Annotated in this window: 21 protein-coding genes, 1 tRNA gene and 1 pseudogene; 14 read left to right on the plus strand and 9 right to left on the minus strand. The window is 57.2% G+C overall.

Features of this window, described 5'->3' with window-relative positions; all coding sequences use genetic code 11:
* The first annotated feature begins 145 nt into the window (after nucleotides 1-145).
* From BOSE62_RS09365 to BOSE62_RS09420, 12 genes and pseudogenes are all read left to right on the plus strand, one after another.
* Nucleotides 146-1,939, plus strand: a complete 1,794-nt coding sequence (locus tag BOSE62_RS09365) for an asparagine synthetase B family protein (protein WP_159645332.1) — start codon at nucleotides 146-148, stop codon at nucleotides 1,937-1,939.
* Entirely contained in the window at nucleotides 1,936-2,823 is an 888-nt protein-coding gene (locus BOSE62_RS09370; protein ID WP_159645334.1) for a glycosyltransferase family 8 protein, read from the plus strand. Before BOSE62_RS09365 ends, BOSE62_RS09370 begins: the two co-directional genes overlap by 4 nt.
* 320 nt (nucleotides 2,824-3,143) lie before the next feature.
* Entirely contained in the window at nucleotides 3,144-3,470 is a 327-nt protein-coding gene (locus tag BOSE62_RS09375) for a DNA methyltransferase (protein WP_236553959.1), read from the plus strand.
* Nucleotides 3,471-3,763: 293 nt separating this feature from the next.
* On the plus strand, nucleotides 3,764-4,432 hold the full coding sequence (locus tag BOSE62_RS09380) for a TetR family transcriptional regulator (protein ID WP_159645336.1): 669 nt from the start codon (nucleotides 3,764-3,766) through the stop codon (nucleotides 4,430-4,432).
* Between the two features lie 294 nt (nucleotides 4,433-4,726).
* Nucleotides 4,727-5,482, plus strand: a complete 756-nt coding sequence (locus BOSE62_RS09385) for a homogentisate 1,2-dioxygenase (RefSeq protein ID WP_159645338.1) — start codon at nucleotides 4,727-4,729, stop codon at nucleotides 5,480-5,482.
* Between the two features lie 45 nt (nucleotides 5,483-5,527).
* On the plus strand, nucleotides 5,528-5,833 hold the full coding sequence (locus tag BOSE62_RS09390; protein WP_159645340.1) for a hypothetical protein: 306 nt from the start codon (nucleotides 5,528-5,530) through the stop codon (nucleotides 5,831-5,833).
* A 116-nt stretch (nucleotides 5,834-5,949) separates the two neighbouring features.
* On the plus strand, nucleotides 5,950-7,062 hold the full coding sequence (locus BOSE62_RS09395) for an alpha/beta hydrolase (RefSeq protein WP_159645342.1): 1,113 nt from the start codon (nucleotides 5,950-5,952) through the stop codon (nucleotides 7,060-7,062).
* A gap of 57 nt (nucleotides 7,063-7,119) precedes the next feature.
* Nucleotides 7,120-7,974: an SDR family NAD(P)-dependent oxidoreductase gene (locus BOSE62_RS09400; protein WP_159645345.1), complete on the plus strand. Its 855-nt coding sequence runs from the start codon at nucleotides 7,120-7,122 to the stop codon at nucleotides 7,972-7,974.
* A gap of 8 nt (nucleotides 7,975-7,982) precedes the next feature.
* Complete coding sequence (locus BOSE62_RS09405; protein WP_159645347.1) at nucleotides 7,983-8,342, plus strand: SDR family oxidoreductase; 360 nt, start codon at nucleotides 7,983-7,985, stop codon at nucleotides 8,340-8,342.
* Between the two features lie 37 nt (nucleotides 8,343-8,379).
* Nucleotides 8,380-8,520: pseudogene (locus tag BOSE62_RS09410) on the plus strand (IS3 family transposase); the annotation flags it as partial.
* A 163-nt stretch (nucleotides 8,521-8,683) separates the two neighbouring features.
* Nucleotides 8,684-9,142, plus strand: a complete 459-nt coding sequence (locus BOSE62_RS09415; RefSeq protein ID WP_159645349.1) for a DUF2924 domain-containing protein — start codon at nucleotides 8,684-8,686, stop codon at nucleotides 9,140-9,142.
* Nucleotides 9,135-10,751 (plus strand): recombinase family protein, encoded by a 1,617-nt coding sequence (locus BOSE62_RS09420; protein WP_159645351.1) that lies wholly within the window; start codon nucleotides 9,135-9,137, stop codon nucleotides 10,749-10,751. Before BOSE62_RS09415 ends, BOSE62_RS09420 begins: the two co-directional genes overlap by 8 nt.
* Before the next feature lie 208 nt (nucleotides 10,752-10,959).
* On the opposite strand, the gene BOSE62_RS09425 is transcribed toward BOSE62_RS09420, so the two are convergent.
* The 9 genes from BOSE62_RS09425 to hisB all read right to left on the minus strand — a co-directional run bounded on the left by BOSE62_RS09425 (nucleotide 10,960) and on the right by hisB (nucleotide 16,457).
* Nucleotides 10,960-11,035 (minus strand) — tRNA-Phe (locus BOSE62_RS09425).
* A gap of 101 nt (nucleotides 11,036-11,136) precedes the next feature.
* Complete coding sequence (locus tag BOSE62_RS09430; protein WP_159645353.1) at nucleotides 11,137-11,340, minus strand: DNA gyrase inhibitor YacG; 204 nt, start codon at nucleotides 11,338-11,340, stop codon at nucleotides 11,137-11,139.
* 3 nt (nucleotides 11,341-11,343) lie between these two features.
* On the minus strand, nucleotides 11,344-12,813 hold the full coding sequence (locus tag BOSE62_RS09435) for a sodium-dependent transporter (protein WP_159645355.1): 1,470 nt from the start codon (nucleotides 12,811-12,813) through the stop codon (nucleotides 11,344-11,346).
* Nucleotides 12,814-12,863: 50 nt separating this feature from the next.
* Entirely contained in the window at nucleotides 12,864-13,244 is a 381-nt protein-coding gene (locus BOSE62_RS09440; RefSeq protein ID WP_159645357.1) for a histidine triad nucleotide-binding protein, read from the minus strand.
* On the minus strand, nucleotides 13,244-13,564 hold the full coding sequence (locus BOSE62_RS09445; RefSeq protein WP_159645360.1) for a phosphoribosyl-ATP diphosphatase: 321 nt from the start codon (nucleotides 13,562-13,564) through the stop codon (nucleotides 13,244-13,246). The genes BOSE62_RS09440 and BOSE62_RS09445 overlap by 1 nt, the downstream gene beginning before the upstream one ends.
* Before the next feature lie 87 nt (nucleotides 13,565-13,651).
* Nucleotides 13,652-14,413 (minus strand): imidazole glycerol phosphate synthase subunit HisF, encoded by a 762-nt coding sequence (gene hisF / locus BOSE62_RS09450; protein WP_159645362.1) that lies wholly within the window; start codon nucleotides 14,411-14,413, stop codon nucleotides 13,652-13,654.
* A 96-nt stretch (nucleotides 14,414-14,509) separates the two neighbouring features.
* The gene (gene hisA, locus BOSE62_RS09455; protein ID WP_159645364.1) at nucleotides 14,510-15,238 is read right to left on the minus strand and encodes a 1-(5-phosphoribosyl)-5-[(5-phosphoribosylamino)methylideneamino]imidazole-4-carboxamide isomerase; all 729 of its coding nucleotides are present in this window, start codon (nucleotides 15,236-15,238) and stop codon (nucleotides 14,510-14,512) included.
* Nucleotides 15,235-15,855: an imidazole glycerol phosphate synthase subunit HisH gene (gene hisH, locus BOSE62_RS09460; protein ID WP_159645366.1), complete on the minus strand. Its 621-nt coding sequence runs from the start codon at nucleotides 15,853-15,855 to the stop codon at nucleotides 15,235-15,237. The genes hisA and hisH overlap by 4 nt, the downstream gene beginning before the upstream one ends.
* Before the next feature lie 8 nt (nucleotides 15,856-15,863).
* A complete protein-coding gene (gene hisB, locus BOSE62_RS09465) occupies nucleotides 15,864-16,457 on the minus strand; it encodes an imidazoleglycerol-phosphate dehydratase HisB (protein ID WP_159645368.1) in 594 nt (197 codons plus the stop codon).
* A gap of 114 nt (nucleotides 16,458-16,571) precedes the next feature.
* On the opposite strand from hisB, the gene BOSE62_RS09470 reads away from it, so the two are divergent.
* Nucleotides 16,572-17,057 (plus strand): SspB family protein, encoded by a 486-nt coding sequence (locus BOSE62_RS09470; RefSeq protein ID WP_159645370.1) that lies wholly within the window; start codon nucleotides 16,572-16,574, stop codon nucleotides 17,055-17,057.
* Nucleotides 17,054-18,448 (plus strand): class II fumarate hydratase, encoded by a 1,395-nt coding sequence (gene fumC, locus BOSE62_RS09475; protein ID WP_159645373.1) that lies wholly within the window; start codon nucleotides 17,054-17,056, stop codon nucleotides 18,446-18,448. Before BOSE62_RS09470 ends, fumC begins: the two co-directional genes overlap by 4 nt.
* Nucleotides 18,449-18,458: the final 10 nt, after the last annotated feature.

Here is an 18,458-nt window from a genome sequence, read left to right on the forward strand (position 1 = left end):
ATAAAGCGTTGATATCATATGCACATACGGCACGCCGACAATGCACGCCGCTGCCTGATCTTGGGAATGGACCGACATGTCTCTGTTTTGTGGCAGGATCAAACTTACTGCCACCCCTCTCTCGGAATCAGAAATGATATCCGATATGGCACATTCCTTGACGGAGAAAGGCGTGGGCCCGATCACGACTTTCGCCACAGGGGGCTTTCAAGCGGCTGCCAAGCGGCTGACCGCCGATAGCCCGGTGGATGTCTCGACCTATTCTCTGATCGACCAGCCGGGAGGCATCAGTTGCGCGGGATCCGTGAGAATCGACAATCGCCGCGAACTCGCCGAAATACTGGGAATGTCGGGCAGTGACGTCACCCGCGAACAGGATCTGGCGCTTGTTATAGCGGCCTATCGGCGCTGGGGTGCTGACTGTATTGCGCGTCTGTACGGCGACTTTGCCTTTGCCCTGTGGGATGCCAACCGGCACCGCGCACTGTGCGCACGGGACCATGTCGGCATTGTGCCATTTTATTTTGCACGGGCCGGCGACATATTGGTCTTTGGCAACGAGCTTGCCGCGGTCGCAGGGGCGCCGGACATATCCGGGGAAATCGATAGCAGGCTGGTTGCAGATTTTCTGGATACGGAACTGCTGTTCCCGCCGGGCCGGACAATGCTCAAGTCAGTATCACGATTGCGTCCGGGACACCGGCTCGAATTTTCGGAAAGCGGATTGAAGGAAGAGCGCTGGTGGAGGTTCGAACGGATTCCCGAGGTTCGTTTTGATTCTGACGGGGATTATGTCGAAGCGCTCGATTCCATTCTTGCTCGCGCGGTGAAGAACCGGTTGCCAGCCCAAGGCTCGGTAGCCACGCATGTTACCGGCGGCCTTGATTCGTCAGCCGTGACCGCGATTCTGACCGAGCAATGCAGGGCTGCCGACGCAGCGCCACCCATGGCAATTACCTGGAATCCGGAGCCCATAACGAAGGCGGATCGTAGCCATCCCGAAGCGGCGATACTTGCGACATTCTGTGGTGCACTCGATCTGTCGATACATCGCCATCCGCCCGATGTTGAGAGCGTCCTCGAATTTTTCGCGCGTGATCCGGTGCTGCATCCGACCTCAAGCATGCTGATCATGGAAATTCCCGTTCAGAAAGTCGCTCATCGCGCGGGCTGCTCCACGATTTTTTCCGGTCATGGCGGTGACCAAGGCATCTCTTATCGCGGTAGCGGTTATATGCCGTCGTTGCTGTTGTCGGGAGACTGGCAGCGCCTGGCGGAAATCGGGCGCAGTTCGGGGAGCGGGCCAATACGCGCGTTTGCTCGCGCCTTGCGCGGGCTGGTCCGCCTCGTGAAACGAGACCTGAAAAATCAGATACCCTTTGCTCTCGGCAGGTCGTCAGGAAGCTTCAAGCGTCCGAGCTTCTGTCGCTTCAATCCGCGAAACCGGTTCGTCCGCAGACTGGCTGCATCGCCGGAAGGAGCGCGGCGCAATATGCTGCTCGACGGTTATCTGGATATGCGTATTGAAGCCTGGGCGGAACATGGCTCTCGTCGTGGCTTAAGATATGTGTACCCACTTCTGGACAGATATTTGCTTGAATTCGCGCTCGGCCTCCCGCCGGAGATGTTCGATCGGGGAACCCAGAGCCGTTGGCTGATGCGGCAGATGCTGCGCCGCCACGCACCCGAACCAGTCGCCGAAAACCGCAACAAAACCGAACCTACACGGTCGCTCGCCATGGTGGATGCGCTCGAGGAAGCCCGGCCGTTGCTGGTCAAAGCCCTGCATGGCGAGTTGGAACGCGGCAACATGATTGACGTTGCCAGCCTTCGAAAGGATCTCTCCGAACTTCCGATCAGGCCACGGGGGAATCGCAGCCCGCGATTTGGCCGCCGGCGGGCCGCGCTCGAAATGCTCGATATCGATCCGCGCGTATGAGCATGGACGCATCGCAGAACATGCAGCTGGTGACGGTGGCAACCGAAAGCTTTGTTCCCGGGGCCTGTGTCATGTTTGCCTCGTTTCTGCGTTTCCATCCCGATTTCCAAGGCCAACTGATAACCATCACCGACGGCCTGACTAATACGGCAGAGGCCGCACTGCGCAGTGTTTCTCCACGGATCAGGATCGTGCCTGCCGGGCAGGACTTGGTTGAGCGGATTGCCCGACTGTCTGACGCCATCCCTGGTCTGTCCGAGACCAGCGGGCGATTCCTGTCCCTCGAAGTGCTTCGACCTTCTGGAGCGGAACGGGTGCTGTTTTGCGACAGCGACACGCTCTTCCTCGGTCCGATCGGCTCGATGTTCGACATCAAAAGCGATGTTATTGCAACCGGCGATGGTTGTTTCTTGCGAGGACAGGCGAGAGACGCTGTTACGCTGGCCGAGGTGGAGCGCGGCCCCGGACGGCTCAATCATACGTTCAATGCCGGTGTCATGCTGTTCGGCCAGCCTTCTCTGACCGGAGATGATTTCAGTCGCGCCCTGACCGAACTTTCGGAGTTGCGGTTCAACAAGCTGGAATGTGGTCTGCATGATCAGGCGATCTATAATCTGGTCTTTGCCGATCGCGTCAGGCACGTGGATTGGAGCCACAACTATCTCTTGAAACATCGGATGTTGATCGAGAGGCGGGAACCGGTCGTGCCGCGAGACATCCGCGTGCTGCATTTCAACCAGCGGACCAAACCCTGGAACCTTTCTGCGGAGCAAATTGCACTGTTCCGTGACCCCTTTTTCAGATGGGCGACGATGCAATGGCGATCTGCTGCTGAAAGGGTTGGCACAGACGCCGTCAGAACGGGCGTGCCTGATCCAAGTTAAGGCGGGTTGGCGAGCGAAGACACCTGACGGCATCGTCACCGGCAAACTGCGGTCATAGCGTGCCGCTTTCAGAGAAATAGGATTGTTCGCCAAGCATCTAGACAGCAAGTGTGCAACCGGCCGAACTGAAAAGTTCCACCAGCCATAGCGAAGACGGGAGCCGAAATTGAAACGCTTGGCAACATGTTAGTCAATATGGATGCTGGCGCCATCGTTTTCGTCTGCATGGACTGGCGGCACATGGGCGAACTTTTAACCATAGGTACCACCGCGTTTGCCGAACACAAAATCTGGTCGTATGGACCAAGACCAATGGCGGCATGGGTACTTTTTACCGGTCGAAGCATAAGCTCATCTTCGTAGTCAAGCACGGAACCGGGGAGCATATTGACAGTTTTGGGCTGGGCGATACGGGACGTTACCGGACCAATGTATGGGACTATACGGGTAGAAGCAGCATCAGCGCAGATCGAGGCGATGAACTTGCCATGCACCCGACGGTCAGACCGGTCACTCTGGTATCCGATATTATACATGGCTGTTCAAAGCCCGGGCACATCATATTGGATTGTTTTGGTGGCTCTGGAAGCACCCAGCTTGTTGATCTGGCTTTTTTGTTCGCGGCTGGGGCGAGAGGAAGGTCCTGAAACGCGCACGACAATGTCTGCTTTGTCACAATCTTGCAGATTAATGTGGGCATTCTCCTATCGGCCCAATTACCGCCGGTCTGAAATGCACCCGATTTCATATATCCCAGTGATTTTGCCCAGTCCCGAAAGCGGAAGCCAGATGTTTTCGCTCCGGACCGTCATCGCCGGGTATAATAATCTCCTTGGTTGTGCATTATTGGCATTTGTGCCAAATTGTCGCTGCTTGGAAATCAATCATGGTTTCGCCCATTTGGGGAAATGCGGTTTCCCAGAGAAAGAGGGTGTTCCATATGGCTGACGATGAACGTGATATGACGCCAGCGGAGCGCCGTCGGGAGCGGCAGCGTCGCCGGATTATCGAAGCCGCGACCGAGTTGTTCGAACAGAATGGCGGTGAGGACGGCGGCGGCTATGCAGCTACAACGGTTGAGCAAATCGCGGATAGGTCCGACATTTCCGTCCGGACCTTTTTCCGGTATTTCGAGACCAAGGATGACGTGATTTACCTGGATGTCCGCCGCGCCGTGGAAGACCAGCGCCGCTTCATCGAGCAAAGGCTCGAAGAGGGCCTGCCGCCAGAAACGGCTGCCCTAGTTGGTACGATCCAACAGGTGCTGGCTTTTTCTGGCGACACACTCAATCGGAAACGGCTCAAACGGGGACTGACATCTCCAAATTTTGCCGATCGCTCTGCATCCTGGCGATCGATGCAGCGCGAGATGCTGGAGGAATTACTCGCCCCACACATCTCCGCAGAACCCGGTCCCGGCCGGAGAGCGAAAGCCATCGCCTGGCTGACGTCCGCGATTTTCGATTGCGCAGTCGAACAATGGCGGGCCGATCCGCGGTCGGATCTGCGTGACCGTGTCAGGAACGCCGCCGATGATCTTGCGCAAGCGCTGGGCGTGATAAACGGATCCGGTCAGTCAGGACTGACTGCGCTGTTAAAGCATATCTAGAATCTGTTTCAGTTACGCTGACACATCCCGCACCAGCCCATACCCGCTCCCGACCTGCCAAAGGGCACAATCTGTGGAGGCTGGCAGGAGTTGTGTCCTGACACCGTGATTCCCAGTCAGTCGAAAGACTTCAGGCGCAGGTCCAGGCCCCTCAACGCACCCAATGGAAACTAGACCAGTCGACGGCAGCCCCAAATCATCGGCAGCATCAATGCTAATTTGACATTCGTGTCATTTAGACATAACTGTCCATCTAGTTTGCCGCTGGGCACCGATTCGAAAGGCATGGCGAGGATGAAAAACTCTTGGATTCAGAAAAGCAGCGGTGTGCACGTGCCTCAGGCACGCGTGGGTGTGCGGGAGATGAGCGAGGAGCATATAAGCCGGGAAGCTTTTTTTGGCCCTGCGTCCATGATTTACCATGGCAAGCCAGCACGCGCGCCAAAGCGTGTTGAAGGTTCGCTCAATCTGCGCATGGCGAAGATCGCAGACTTCAAGGTCAGTGATGAGGACAGTGAGACTGGCCTGCCGACACTGATGTTGCACAACGACGAGGTGAGAATTTCGCTCAGCCGCCGTACGGCGGACATGCCTTTTCTGATCCGCAACGTAGACGCCGATACGCTGATTTATGTTCAGCAAGGCAGCGGTACTTTCGCGACTGAATTTGGCCCGCTGTCCTATTCGGACGGAGATTATATCTACATCCCGAAAGGCGTGAGTTACCGCCAGATGCCCGCAACCCAAACGGTCGCCTTGGTTGTTGAGTCCATCGCGCCCATCAATATCGCCGAGCATGCGATGCTCGGGCGGCATACGCCATTTGACACCGGCGTTTTGGGTGTACCCGAAGTGGAATCCTATGATTGGCCGGAACAGGATGAATGGGAGCTAAAGCTGAAACAGGGGGATGAATTGACCTCCTGGTTTTACGAGGAGCTGCCCTTTGATCTGATCGGCTGGAAAGGAGACCTGTTTCCCTTCCGCCTCAGTGAGAAAGACATTCGGCATGTAACGTCGGAGCGAATGCACATAGCCCCTTCATCCTAGTGCATCTTTGAATCTTCGAGCTTCCTGTGTGTAGCCTTCCGGCCGATGTCCGGCGTCAGTGATCCAGAGGCGGAAGAGCTGCCTAGCCGGCATCGCAATCTGGACACCGAAGAAGTTCTGTTCATTCGCTCGCTGTTCGCAGGAGTCGTGGCGCCCGAGCTCTGGCATATGCCCCAGGCCGTGACGCACGGCCCGTTGGACGAACATCGCAAGATGTTCGAGATGCATCGCAAGCAGATCGAAGCCGAGGGCGGCAAGTTGCAGCGCACCTTTGATGCGGTCAGCATCGATCCATTCCGGCGTGTCATCCCAACGCCCGCCTATGAAGCAATGGTCGCCGCCAACGGATGATGCAGGGGGACGACAATGCCCAACCGAAAGCAATTGCACATGTTCAATGAAGTGAGAAAAACAGTGATAAGTCCATCTGCGGGAATTGGGCAGTGAACCCGGTGAAAGCGCTTCCCATGCATTCTTTTCTGCTCAGCGCTGAAAAGGGGCTACCATTCGAGCTATATCCGCCTGCGGTGAACAGCAATCCTTCCGTCAGGGTCGATTTATATGAACCTGACAGCGGCATACCGGATCATAAAACCGTGGCTATCTTCTCCCATCCGACTGTGCCCGTAGCCGGATTTTACATGTTCGAACCGCTCAAGATGATGGGATTGCCCTGTGCGGCGATTGCCACGCGCTTTGCGGGCAATGATGCGACGCTAAACATGGAGCGTTGCGCTCAAGATGTCGGCACAGCCGTGCGTTTTTTGAAGGAGCGTGGCTATGAAAAGATCATCTTGCTGGGTTTTTCTGGCGGCGCCTCGCTGCTCTGTTTTTATCAGGCACAGGCAGAGAATCTGACCGCGACGCAACTGCCCGACGGACGGCCCAGCGGCCTGTTGCCGGAACATCTGCCACCCGCCGACAAGCTCGTTCTGTTCGGCCACCATCTGGGGCGCTCGCAGACATTGCGCAACGTGCTCGATGCGTCGGTGCTCGACGAGAATGATCTCAGCAAAACCGATCCGGCTCTTGATGTATTCAATCCGGATAACGGACCGCCTTTTTCCGATGACTTCATTGCCCAAATTAGAGCCGGTCAAGCTGCACGGATGCTGCGTATTACCGATTGGGTAAAGGCGCGTCTTGCGCAGCTGGAACAAGAATATGGTCCGGGAGCCGATGAAGCGTTCGTGGTGCATCGAACCAACGCCGACCCGTTCATGTTCGCCGAGACCTCTGATTTCAAAGGCGATAAAAACGCGATCCAGGAAATGAATTTGGCGGGCAATGGCCTGGGCCGCTTTACCAGCCTGCGGTCATGGCTCAGCCAATGGGCAACCGAGATAAGTCACGCCGACGGCCCATCGGACATGCGGAAAACGACCGTCCCGGTTCTGAGCATCGTTCAGAAAGGTGATCACCGCGCTCACCCCGATTATTTGCGCCAATGGGAAGATGCCATGGGCGACCGGTTCACCGGGCATCATTATTTTGATGCAACCCACTACATGGACCCCAAGAAACAACGCGAAATGGTTGTCGATGCAGCAAAGTTGATCGCTGGTTTCGCGCTGGAATAGTGACCATGACCATCGAATGCTAATCCCAATCCAAATTTACATATGAAGGAATTAACCATGAAGAGACTGAGCGGAAAAACACTGGTTATGACGGGCGGCGGCGGCTCCATCGGATCCGCAGCGGCATTGCGCTGTGCGCAGGAGGGGGCAAATCTGGTTCTCTCTGACATTCGCGAAGAAGAACTAAATGCCGCCGCTGAAGCAGCTCGCAAAGCAGGTGCTGAGGTTCTGGCTTTGGTTTCCGACACACGCAACGAAGATGATTGCGCCGAGCTGGCCGCCAAGACGGTGGAAAAATTCGGGCGTATCGATATGATATTTTCCAATGCCGGGGAAGTATGGGTCAAAGAAGCTTTGCAACAGGACAAAGCCTTCTGGACCGACTGCCTCGAGCTGGAACTTACCGGTCAATGGCTTCCCATTCGTGCAGCTTTGCCGACCATGATCGAGCAACAATCGGGCAGCGTTCTGGTTAGCTCTTCCATGACGGCAAATGTCGGCATCAAGCATATTGCCGCCTATAGCGCCGCAAAAGGCGCACTGCAGGCGCTGATGAAGACTCTGGCGGTTGAGCATGGACGCGATAACATTCGGTTCAACAGTCTCGCCATCGGTTCGGTCGAAGGCCGTCATATTATCGCCTCCAATGCCATGCGGGCGGGCATTTCCTACGAACAGGCCGAAGCCGTAGTTGGAGCAACCAAGAAAATTCGTGATGAGATTTTCCCGCTTGGCCGGATGGGCAACCCTGAAGACATCGCGCCGGTCGTTGCGTTTTTTGCTTCGGACGATTCATCGTGGGTCACAGGGACCAATTTCTATCCCGATGGCGGCCTCACGCATGATGGCACAGCCGGGATCAGCGGCTTCAATCAAGAGCAGCTGAAGAAATATGCCGCGATCGTAAGCTAGGCCCCGGAATGAAAGGCTCGGTCTTTTTCCTCTTGGGCGGCGCAGCTGGCATTGGCGAGCAGGTCGCTCGGCAAGCCGCTGTTGCTGGCGCGAAACTGGCGATTTGCGATATCAAGGAAGAAGCAGGCACCGCTCTCGCACATGAGGTTGGTGGCAGCTTCTTTTATTGCAATGCCGCCAATGCCGAAGGCGTGAAAGATGCAGTATCCAGATGCGCAACAGAATTGGGAACACCAACCTACGCGCACCTCAACTCGGGTGTCATGACCGTCCCATCCGATGCACCTTTTACGCCATTCGAGGAAGCACCTGTTGATGCTGTCCCCCGTCAGCGTTCGATAGACAGATTGCGGTTCATTAACATGTGAGTGTTTTGGTATCATCGTAGTGACGCAAGGAACGAAGATGAGACCAAAACAGAAAAATTCCAAAGCTAGTGCTGAACGCGTGGTCAAGGACATCCGCCGTCAAACCCGCAAGCAGTATAGTGCAGAAGAGAAGATACGGATCGTGCTGGAAGGCCTGCGCGGTGATGATACGATTGCCNTTCAGCACTAGCTTTGGAATTTTTCTGTTTTGGTCTCATCTTCGTTCCTTGCGTCACTACGATGATACCAAAACACTCACATGTTAATGAACCGCAATCTGTCTATCGAACGCTGACGGGGGACACCAAGACATCTGAACAGAATACCGAAAAGGCTGCATCATGACTGGGCTCGAACAGCAGTTAACCGAGTTAATGACCATGCCCCCTGCCCAGCTGCGTTCGCTTTGGCGCGAGACATATCGATCGCCGGCACCGGACATCGGACCTGACCTGCTCCGACGCGGTATCGCCAATCGTCTGCAGGAACGTGTGCACGGCAGCCTGACAGGCGCCACCAAGCGAGAAATCGGGCGGCTGCGCAAACGCGTCGAGCGCACAGGAAAGGCCGGTCACATGCATGCCATCTCGTTGAAGACCGGAACCAGGCTGGTGCGGTCATGGAACGGCAAAAGCTATCATGTGCTGGTCTGCGATGACGGCTTTGAGTTTGAAGGCCGCCATTATAACAGTCTCAGCCATATTGCCCGCGAGATAACCGGTGCTCACTGGTCCGGTCCGCGCTTCTTCGGCTTGAAGAAGCGAAGTGGATATACACCGAAGACAGCTGCCAATGGCTGACAAACCCAAAAAGCTGCGCTGCGCGATCTATACCCGCAAATCAACCGAGGATGGCCTTGAGCAGGATTTTAACAGCCTCGATGCGCAGCGCGAGGCATGCGCTGCCTATATCCTCAGCCAGGCCAGCGAGGGCTGGGAAGCCGTTTCCGAGCTTTATGACGATGGTGGCTGGTCGGGCGGGAGCATGAACCGGCCGGCTATCACCCAGCTCCTGGATGATGTAAAAGCTGGGAAAGTCGATGTCATCGTTGTCTACAAGGTCGATAGATTGACGCGGTCTCTCGCCGACTTTGCAAAGATCGTTGAGATACTGGACGAGAATGAAGCCAGCTTCGTCAGCGTCACCCAATCGTTCAATACGACCACCAGCATGGGACGGCTGACGCTAAACGTCCTGCTGTCATTCGCGCAATTCGAGCGGGAAGTCACCGGAGAACGTATCCGCGACAAGGTGGCGGCATCCAAGAAGAAGGGCATGTGGATGGGGGGCGGGGTTCCGTTCGGATATGATGTTGTGGAACGCCAGCTGGTGATCAACCAATCTGAGGCGGTAATCGTGCGCTGGATGTTCGAGCGCTACACAGAGACAAAATCAGTCCCGCAACTGGTGGAGGAAATGGCGGTTAAGGGCTTCAAGACCAGACAGCGCATCTGGAAAACCGGGAAAGTTGTGGGCGGAGTAACCTTCAAGACCGGCACCGTGACCCATCTCCTTCAGAACCCTGTATATGCTGGCAAGGTGAAACATAAGGAAAATATCTTTGATGGAGCCCACCAGCCCATCATCTCTCAAGAACTGTTTGATCTTGTCCAGTCCAACTTTCAGACAAATAGACGCACCAATGCACTGGGCAAGAAAAGTCGCAACCCAAGTCTGCTCACAGGCATTATCACGGATCCAGATGGCAAGCCGATGACACCCACTCATGCGACCAAGGGATCAAAGCGATTCCGCTATTATGTGACACGGCCACTGCCAGGAGAGCAATCAATCAAATGGCGGATGCCGGCTGGAGAAATCGAGCGCTTGGTGGTTGGTGCCATTGCCAAGCAACCAGGCGATATCGTTTCTGACGGGTCTGAGACCGCTGAGCAGCTCTCCGATCAAATCGACAAACGTCGGGAGATTGCGAAAGCCCTGCCCGACATGACGATCAGGGAGCAGCGCAGAATATTGCTCGGCCGCCAGACCCGCGTGGAAGTCCACGAAGCTGCCATAAAAATATACTCCAAAGCAACAGACGAGGATGAGTTCACCCCAATTTCCGTCAAGGCCAAGCTGGTGAGCAAGGGATCGGACTTGAAGCTCGCTATCGCGCCTGATCAAGGCCTACCCAGACGTGACCCCGATCCGGTGCTTCTGCGACTGATCGCCCATGCTTTTGCAGCACAAGATCTTCTGCTCTCAGGAAAACCTTCACCGATGATCGCAGAATATAGTTCGCGACATGTCCAACCGCTCGCCCGGCTGAGTTATTTAGCACCTGACATTATCTGCGCGATTGTCGATGGCACGCAGCCGGTTGATCTGACAGGTCGCAGGATCCTGCGGATCGGGAATGTTCCGCTCTGCTGGATAGCACAGCGCAAGCTTTTCGGCTTCAACTGAAGCCCATAACCACTTAAATCCAATAGTGCATCTGGTGCCAGCGTTTAGGGCCATGGAGATAAATGGGTATTATGCCCTCCTATGGCCGCTGCCAAATGGTCTCTGGTCACCGGCACCCCCATACGACGTCAGCTAACCCTCTAAGAACTGGGCACTAAATTGGCACACGCTCGGGACGCCGAGAGACATTGGAAATCAAGGAAAAAGGTGGTGCCCGAGGGCGGATTCGAACCACCGACACAGCGATTTTCAGTCGCTTGCTCTACCAACTGAGCTACTCGGGCATCTGGACCTGCGCGCTGCGCGGGCCTCGTTAGGAAGCGACGCTATAGGCGGGGCTATTGCCGCTTGTCCAGCCTAAAAATGGTGGATTTATCAAGCCCCTTCACACCTCGCCATTTCGGCCGGAATCCCCGGTCAAATGTTCGGCGAGTTCGTCCGGAGAAACCGCCTGTCCGGGGATTTTATAGCCGTTGCCCAGCCATTGCAGCAGATCGCGATCCTTGCAGCCGGCGCTGCAGAACGGCATCCATTTTTCCACCGCAGCATTGCCGCAAACCGGGCATTTCGGTGATTTCGTACCGGCCATCTGCTATCCCTGCTCCAGAATTCCGGGAAACAGGCCGGTCAGCAGAATCGCGGTTATCACCAGCGGGCAGAGCCAGCGTACCAGGAAAAGCCAAACGCGATGCAAATTGCCATCGAGCCCATTCTCGCTCTCAATCAGCCTGCGGTCGGCGATCCAGCCGACGAAAATCGACATCAGCAGAGCGGATGTCGGCAGCAATATTTTCGCGGTCAATTCGTCAAGGATCCCGAAAACCGGCTGTCCGGAGAAGATCATGAAGTCGAATGGGTGGAAATCCGCTAGGCTGTTGAACGAAAAGCTGGCCCATGCGCCGATCAGGAAGGCAAGCCCGCCAAGCAGGAGAGTAACCAGCCAGCGCGGCTGTTTGAAACGGCCGATGGCCCAGCTGACCGAAGCCTCGAGCAGCGCGACGGCACTGGTCAGTGCAGCAAAAAATACCATGATGAAGAACAGCAGACCGATCAAGGATCCGGCCGGCATGGTCTGGAAGGCCACCGGCAGATTGACAAAGAGCAGACCGAGACCACCCTGAACCTGTTCCTGACCATCGAGTATGGCGTTCAGGCTCGCGGGCGCCAGCACCGAGAAGGTGATCGGGAAGATGGCAAGCCCGGCGATGATCGCAACCGACGTGTCGGCTGTGGCGATCTGGACCGATGTTTTCGCCAGATTAATATCCCGCGCGGCATAGGCGCCATAAGTGATCATCAGGGCAGAACCGAGCGACAGGGAAAATAGGGCTTGTCCCAGCGCGGAGAGCTGCACCGCGGGGTCGAGCAACCGGGCCGGTTCGAAATCGAACAGGAAGGACAACGCCGCGCCAAATGATCCGGTGAACGCGCCATAGATGGTGATCCCGATCAATAGAAAGAAGAATGTCGGCATCAACCAGACGGCCACTTTCTCGATCCCGCTGCTGACACCGCGACCGACCGCAATGATCGTCAACACCATGAAAATCGCATGCATGACGATCATTTCAGTACTGTTGGCATGCAGGGCGGGCAAAATGGCTTGCACCTCGTCAACCGAATAGCCGTGCAATGCCCCTCGCGCCGGAGCGCCCGCACCGACCGCGCTAAAAAAATCCCCTGCAAACACGCCGATATAATGCACGATCCAGCCGGCCAGAACGCTATAATAGGCTAGCACCAGTAAGGCACCGCACATCCCGACGCCGGCTGTCAACGACCACCAGGTCGAGGCGCGAGACTCGATCGCAACCTTTTTCATGCTCTCGACAGCCGAGGCCTGCCCGTGTCGTCCGATCACCGTTTCCGAAAGCAGGATCGGCAGGCCGATAAGCAAAACACAGAAAATATAGAATATGACGAAGGCACCGCCACCGTTCGCACCAGCTTCCGCAGGAAAACGAACCAGATTGCCCAGACCTACAGCCGAGCCGATCGCTGCCAAAACAAAAGCCGTCCGCGAAGACCAACCATCACCACCTGCTGATACTGCGCCTGCCATATCTCAAATCCCCCGATTACTGACCAGTTCCGGCCTTGTTGCTTTTGTTACTAGCTCCGCATCAACATCGGACCAAGCGGTTTTCCTGCAAAAATGTGGACGTGCAGATGCGGCACTTCCTGATGGCCATGCTGGCCGACATTGGCGAGCAGGCGATAGCCCGGCTCGACCATCCCGGCTGCGCGCGCCACATGGCCGACAGCGCGGACAAATCCGGCAATCTCCGCGTCGCTCGCTTTGGCCGAAAAATCATCCCAGCTGACATAGCGGCCTTTCGGAATCACCAGAACATGTTCGGGCGCCTGTGGATTGATATCATGGAAGGCAAGCACCCATTCATCTTCATAGACCGTCTTGTTGGGAATTTCGCCGCGCAGGATTTTCGCGAAAATATTATCGTCGTCATAGGGTTGGGTTGGGTCAATCGCCATCAGCTTGCTCCTCTTGCGGCTTTCTCCTCCAGCCCTGACAGGCCCTCCCGACGGGCCAGTTCGGCGGTCACGTCGTCCAGCGACAAACCCATGTCGGCGAGCAGGACCATCAGGTGGAACAGCAGGTCGGCCGCCTCGCCGATCATTGCGGTCTTGTCATCCTGCACCGCGGCGATCACCGATTCGACCGCTTCTTCGCCCAGCTTTTCCGCCATTTTCGCGCGCCCCTTGGCACGCAAGTTCGCGACATAGCTTTGATCCGGCTCCGCGTCGCGTCGCTGCAGGATCGTCTGCTCGAGAGATTTGAGGATATCAGTCATCAACGGCGGTTTGGGCGAGAAATCGCCCGTTCGTCAAGCCCTGGCGGCACAAGTTTGCGCGCTTCACCAAAATGGGCCGCCTTGGCATCAACGCCGGGCGGGAAGATTGGCGGCGCGCAGGGCGGTATGGGCATCGGCAATCGTATGCTGGCCGAAGTGGAATATCGAGGCCGCAAGCACTGCATTGGCATGGCCCCGGGTCACGCCGTCGACCAGATGATCGAGATTGCCGACACCGCCACTGGCAACCACCGGTATCGACACCGCATCAGCGATCGTGCGCGTCAGGTCCAGATCATAGCCATCGCGGGTGCCGTCGCGGTCCATCGAGGTGACCAGCAGTTCCCCTGCTCCCAGTTCGGCCATGCGGACAGCGTGCTCCAGCGCGTCAATGCCGGTCGGGGTTCGGCCCCCATGGGTGAAGATTTCCCAGCGTCCCGGCTCGATCTGGCGGGCATCGATCGACGCCACCATGCACTGGCTGCCGAAACGGGTCGCAATATCGCTGACCACTTCCGGCCGCGAAACGGCGGCGCTGTTGACCGCCACCTTGTCCGCCCCCGCCATCAACAAAGCGCGCGCGTCATCCGCCGTGCGGACACCGCCGCCCACGGTGACCGGCATGAAGCAGACCTCGGCCGTGCGCCGCACGACATCGATGATCGTATCGCGATTCTCATGGCTGGCGGTAATGTCGAGGAAGCAAAGTTCGTCGGCCCCCGCAGCATCATAGGCCTGCGCCTGCTCGACCGGATCGCCGGCGTCCTGCAGGTCAACAAAATTGACGCCCTTGACCACCCGGCCATTGGCGACATCGAGGCAGGGAATGACGCGGATGCGGACGGTCATGCGCGCACCGCCGTTGGTGTCGAGTGAAGTCGAGAGACGTTTGCGCGCGAAACCAATGTGTCTCGACTGCGCTCGACACGAACGGAACTGGGCCGTTTAACCACGATTGGCCATCGCGATCGCGGTCGCCAGATCGAGCCGCCCGTCATAAAGCGCCCGGCCGGTGATCACGCCTTCGATCCCGTCCTTGGCAAACTGGCTGAGCATATGGATATCATCCAGTCCCTTGACCCCGCCGCTGGCAATCACCGGAATATCGACCCCGCGCGCCAGATCGACGGTGGCTTCGATATTGCAGCCGGTGAGCATGCCGTCGCGCCCGACATCGGTGAACAGGATCGATGCAACGCCCGCATCTTCAAAACGCCGCGCCAGATCGCGGACGGAGACATCCGATACATCGGCCCAGCCTTCGGTCGCGACCATGCCGTCGCGCGCGTCAACGGCGACAACGATACCGCCCTCATATTCCTTCGCCATATCCTTGACGAAGTCCGGATCTTTCAGCGCGGCGGTACCGATCACCAGCCGGGCGACGCCCAGTCCAAACCAGCGTTCGACCGTCTCGGGATTGCGAATGCCGCCACCCAATTGCACATAGCCCGGGAAGCTGGCGACAATGGCCTCTACCGCTTCGGCATTTTTCGGCGAGCCGGCAAAGGCCCCATCCAGATCGACGACGTGGATATGTTCGGCGCCGGCAACGGCAAACAGACCGGCCTGTTCTGCCGGATTGTCGCCATAAACCGTGGCACGATCCATATCGCCTTCTGCCAGGCGAACGACTTCGCCCGACTTGAGATCAATAGCAGGAAATACGATCATGGTTTCCACTCCAGAAAACGGTTGAGAAAGGCCAGCCCATAGGCCTGGCTTTTCTCGGGGTGAAATTGCACACCGACGATATTGTCGCGACCGACCGCCGACACCAAAGGTACGCCGTGGCTGGTCTTGGCCAGAATCTCCGCCTGGTTCGCGGCGTCAAAATGATAGCCGTGCAAATAATAAGCTTCGCCGGGCTCGAGCAGATCATGTCCCTCGGTCGGCGTCACGTCATTCCAGCCCATATGCGGGATTTTTATATCATCGCTGGCAGGCTCGATCGCCCTTACCGTGCCGCCGATCCAGCCAAGGCCTTCATGTTCGCCAAATTCGATACCCTTGTCGGCCAGCATCTGCATCCCGACACAGATACCGAGGAAAGCCACGCCTTCGGCGCGCACCCGCTTTTCCATTGCTGCAACCATGCCGTCAATGGCTCCCAGGGCATCGCGACAGGCGCCAAATGCCCCGACACCGGGCAATATGATCCTGTCGGCTCGCGCGACCTCCTCCGGGTCAGCGGTTACAGTGACCTTGCCAGCCCCTGCGGCGACCAGCGCATTGTGCACGCTATGCAAATTGCCGGCACCAAAATCTATGAGAGCGATGGTTTCAGACATGGTGCAACTCAACCGCCCAATTGCCCCTTGGTCGAGGGAATCGCATCGCCCTTGCGCGGGTCGCGTTCGACCGCCTGACGCATCGCCCGGGCAAAGCCCTTGAACATGCTTTCCGCAATATGGTGATTATTCTCGCCATAAAGCAGTTCGACATGCAGCGTTATTCCAGCGGCATCGGCAACGCTGTGAAACCAGTGTTTGAAAAGCTCCGTGTCCATCTCGCCAAGCCGCTCCTGCGTGAAACCCGCGTTCCAGACAAAATAGGGCCGACCGGAAATATCGAGCGCCACCCGGCTCAACGTCTCGTCCATTGGCGAATAGGCGCTGCCGTAACGCACGATCCCCGCCTTGTCGCCGAGCGCCTGATGAATCGCCTGACCGACCGCAATAGCGCTGTCCTCGGTGGTGTGGTGCTGATCAACGTGGAGATCGCCCTTGATCCGCAATTTCAGGTCGATCAGCGAATGGCGCGAAAATTGTTCGATCATATGATCGAGAAAACCGATGCCGGTCGACACATCATATTGACCGGTTCCATCGAGGTTCAACTCGACGTAAATCTCGGTTTCCTTGGTATTTCGTTCGATTGTCGCTGTTCTCATGCAAGAGGCCTATAGTGGCTTGGACAAATCAGGCAAGAATTTCGCGGCCTTTGGTCAACGCAAAATTCATTTTACGCTCTTGACCCGATGCCCGCTTCACGCCACCTAGTGCAAATGAGTGATGACGCACCCGATAGCCTGATTCCTTACGACGAAATCGTTCAGGAAGCCCTGCGTGCGGTGGTTGGCCGTGTGCTGAGGGAAGTCGAGAAAGACGGTTTGCCCGGTGAGCATCATTTCTACATCACCTTCAAGACCCGCGCCCCCGGCGTAGATATCCCCGATCACCTGATCGCGCGGTTCCCGGACGAGATGACCATTGTCATCCAGAACCGCTATTGGGATCTGAAAGTTGACAAGGACCGTTTCGAAGTTGGCCTGAGTTTCAACCAGATCAGTTCGATGCTGCATATTCCGTTCGCGGCGATCACGTCTTTTGTCGACCCGGCCGTGGATTTTGCCCTGCAGTTCCACGTTGACGAGGTCGAGGGCGATATCGATGACCATGATCCTGCGGAAAATGACGGCGAGACGGAAGCGGTCGAGACCGTCGATGACGGCTCCAACGTAGTGACGGTGGACTTCGGCAAGAAAAAGTGAGCGGCACCCGCACCGAAACCGATTCTCTCGGCGAAATTGAAGTGCCAGCCGATGCCTATTGGGGCGCCCAGACCCAGCGCAGCATCGAAAATTTTCCCTTCCCCCGTCAGGAACGCATGCCGATTCGGCTGATCCATGCGCTGGCTGCGGTCAAACAGGCAGCAGCGCGGGTCAACGGCATCCATGGCCTCGAACCGGAAATCGCCGCCGCCATCGAAAAAGCCGCCAATGCCGTGCGCACCGGCGAATATGACAATCAATTTCCGCTGACCATCTGGCAAACCGGGTCCGGCACCCAGTCGAACATGAACGTCAACGAAGTGATCGCCGGTGTCGCCAACGAGGCGATCTACGGCACGCGCGGCGGCAAATATCCGGTCCATCCGAACGACCATGTCAATCGCGGCCAATCGTCCAACGACAGTTTCCCAACCGCCATGCATGTGGCGGCGGCGCGGGCGCTGGAAGTCGAGCTGTTCCCGGCGCTCGAGCAATTGCACGATGCCCTTGCCGAAAAGGCGCAGCAGTGGAAATCCATCGTCAAGATCGGCCGCACCCATTTGCAAGATGCCACACCGCTGACGCTCGGCCAGGAATTTTCCGGCTATGCCGCGCAGCTGGTCGCCGCCCGCGACCGGGTCGAGAGCGTGCTGCCACGATTGTTGCAGCTGGCGCAAGGCGGCACCGCCGTCGGCACCGGGCTCAATGCGCCAGACAGTTTCGGCGAGCATATCGCCAAGGAAATCTCCAAGATCACCGGCCTGAAATTCACCTCGGCGCCGAACAAGTTCGCGGAACTGGCCGCACATGACACGATGGTCGAACTGTCCGGCGCACTCAACACGCTGGCGGTGTCGCTGACCAAGATCGCCAATGATATCCGCCTGCTCGGGTCGGGACCGCGTTCCGGCCTTGGCGAGCTCGACCTGCCGGCCAATGAACCGGGCAGCTCGATCATGCCGGGCAAGGTCAATCCGACCCAGTGCGAGATGCTGACCATGGTTGCAGCGCAGGTGATCGGCAATCACCAGGCGGTGACCGTCGGCGGACTGCAGGGGCATCTGGAGCTGAATGTGTTCAAGCCGCTGATCGGCGCCAACGTGCTGCGCTCGATCGAGATAATTTCCATCGGCATGTCGAGCTTTTCCGAACGTTGCGTGGAAGGTCTGGAGGCTAATGAAGCGCGAATCAGGGAGCTGGTCGATAACTCGCTCATGCTGGTCACCGCCCTCGCCCCGGTAATTGGCTATGACAAGGCGGCGGCGATTGCCAAATATGCCCACAAGACCGGCCAGACATTGCGCGCATCCGCGCTGGAACTCGGTCTGGTTGACGCAGAAACCTACGATACCCATGTAAGGCCTGAGAATATGGTCGGAAATCATTCCTGATCCGGGAACA

Origin of the sequence: Sphingorhabdus sp. 109, from assembly GCF_902506555.1 — a bacterium.
GTDB lineage: Bacteria > Pseudomonadota > Alphaproteobacteria > Sphingomonadales > Sphingomonadaceae > Parasphingorhabdus.

Bases quoted from the DNA above. Each gene is read 5' to 3' on its own strand.
- BOSE62_RS09380 (WP_159645336.1), top strand. From the start codon at position 3,764: ATGGCTGACGATGAACGTGATATGACGCCAGCGGAGCGCCGTCGGGAG.
- BOSE62_RS09445 (WP_159645360.1), bottom strand. From the start codon at position 13,564: ATGACTGATATCCTCAAATCTCTCGAGCAGACGATCCTGCAGCGACGC.
- BOSE62_RS09385 (WP_159645338.1), top strand. From the start codon at position 4,727: ATGAAAAACTCTTGGATTCAGAAAAGCAGCGGTGTGCACGTGCCTCAG.
- BOSE62_RS09435 (WP_159645355.1), bottom strand. From the start codon at position 12,813: ATGGCAGGCGCAGTATCAGCAGGTGGTGATGGTTGGTCTTCGCGGACG.
- BOSE62_RS09390 (WP_159645340.1), top strand. From the start codon at position 5,528: ATGTCCGGCGTCAGTGATCCAGAGGCGGAAGAGCTGCCTAGCCGGCAT.
- hisA (WP_159645364.1), bottom strand. From the start codon at position 15,238: ATGATCGTATTTCCTGCTATTGATCTCAAGTCGGGCGAAGTCGTTCGC.
- BOSE62_RS09370 (WP_159645334.1), top strand. From the start codon at position 1,936: ATGAGCATGGACGCATCGCAGAACATGCAGCTGGTGACGGTGGCAACC.
- BOSE62_RS09415 (WP_159645349.1), top strand. From the start codon at position 8,684: ATGACTGGGCTCGAACAGCAGTTAACCGAGTTAATGACCATGCCCCCT.
- hisB (WP_159645368.1), bottom strand. From the start codon at position 16,457: ATGAGAACAGCGACAATCGAACGAAATACCAAGGAAACCGAGATTTAC.
- BOSE62_RS09440 (WP_159645357.1), bottom strand. From the start codon at position 13,244: ATGGCGATTGACCCAACCCAACCCTATGACGACGATAATATTTTCGCG.
- hisH (WP_159645366.1), bottom strand. From the start codon at position 15,855: ATGTCTGAAACCATCGCTCTCATAGATTTTGGTGCCGGCAATTTGCAT.
- BOSE62_RS09375 (WP_236553959.1), top strand. From the start codon at position 3,144: ATGGGTACTTTTTACCGGTCGAAGCATAAGCTCATCTTCGTAGTCAAG.
- BOSE62_RS09430 (WP_159645353.1), bottom strand. From the start codon at position 11,340: ATGGCCGGTACGAAATCACCGAAATGCCCGGTTTGCGGCAATGCTGCG.
- BOSE62_RS09400 (WP_159645345.1), top strand. From the start codon at position 7,120: ATGAAGAGACTGAGCGGAAAAACACTGGTTATGACGGGCGGCGGCGGC.
- BOSE62_RS09420 (WP_159645351.1), top strand. From the start codon at position 9,135: ATGGCTGACAAACCCAAAAAGCTGCGCTGCGCGATCTATACCCGCAAA.
- BOSE62_RS09405 (WP_159645347.1), top strand. From the start codon at position 7,983: ATGAAAGGCTCGGTCTTTTTCCTCTTGGGCGGCGCAGCTGGCATTGGC.
- BOSE62_RS09395 (WP_159645342.1), top strand. From the start codon at position 5,950: ATGCATTCTTTTCTGCTCAGCGCTGAAAAGGGGCTACCATTCGAGCTA.
- BOSE62_RS09365 (WP_159645332.1), top strand. From the start codon at position 146: ATGGCACATTCCTTGACGGAGAAAGGCGTGGGCCCGATCACGACTTTC.
- hisF (WP_159645362.1), bottom strand. From the start codon at position 14,413: ATGACCGTCCGCATCCGCGTCATTCCCTGCCTCGATGTCGCCAATGGC.
- BOSE62_RS09470 (WP_159645370.1), top strand. From the start codon at position 16,572: ATGAGTGATGACGCACCCGATAGCCTGATTCCTTACGACGAAATCGTT.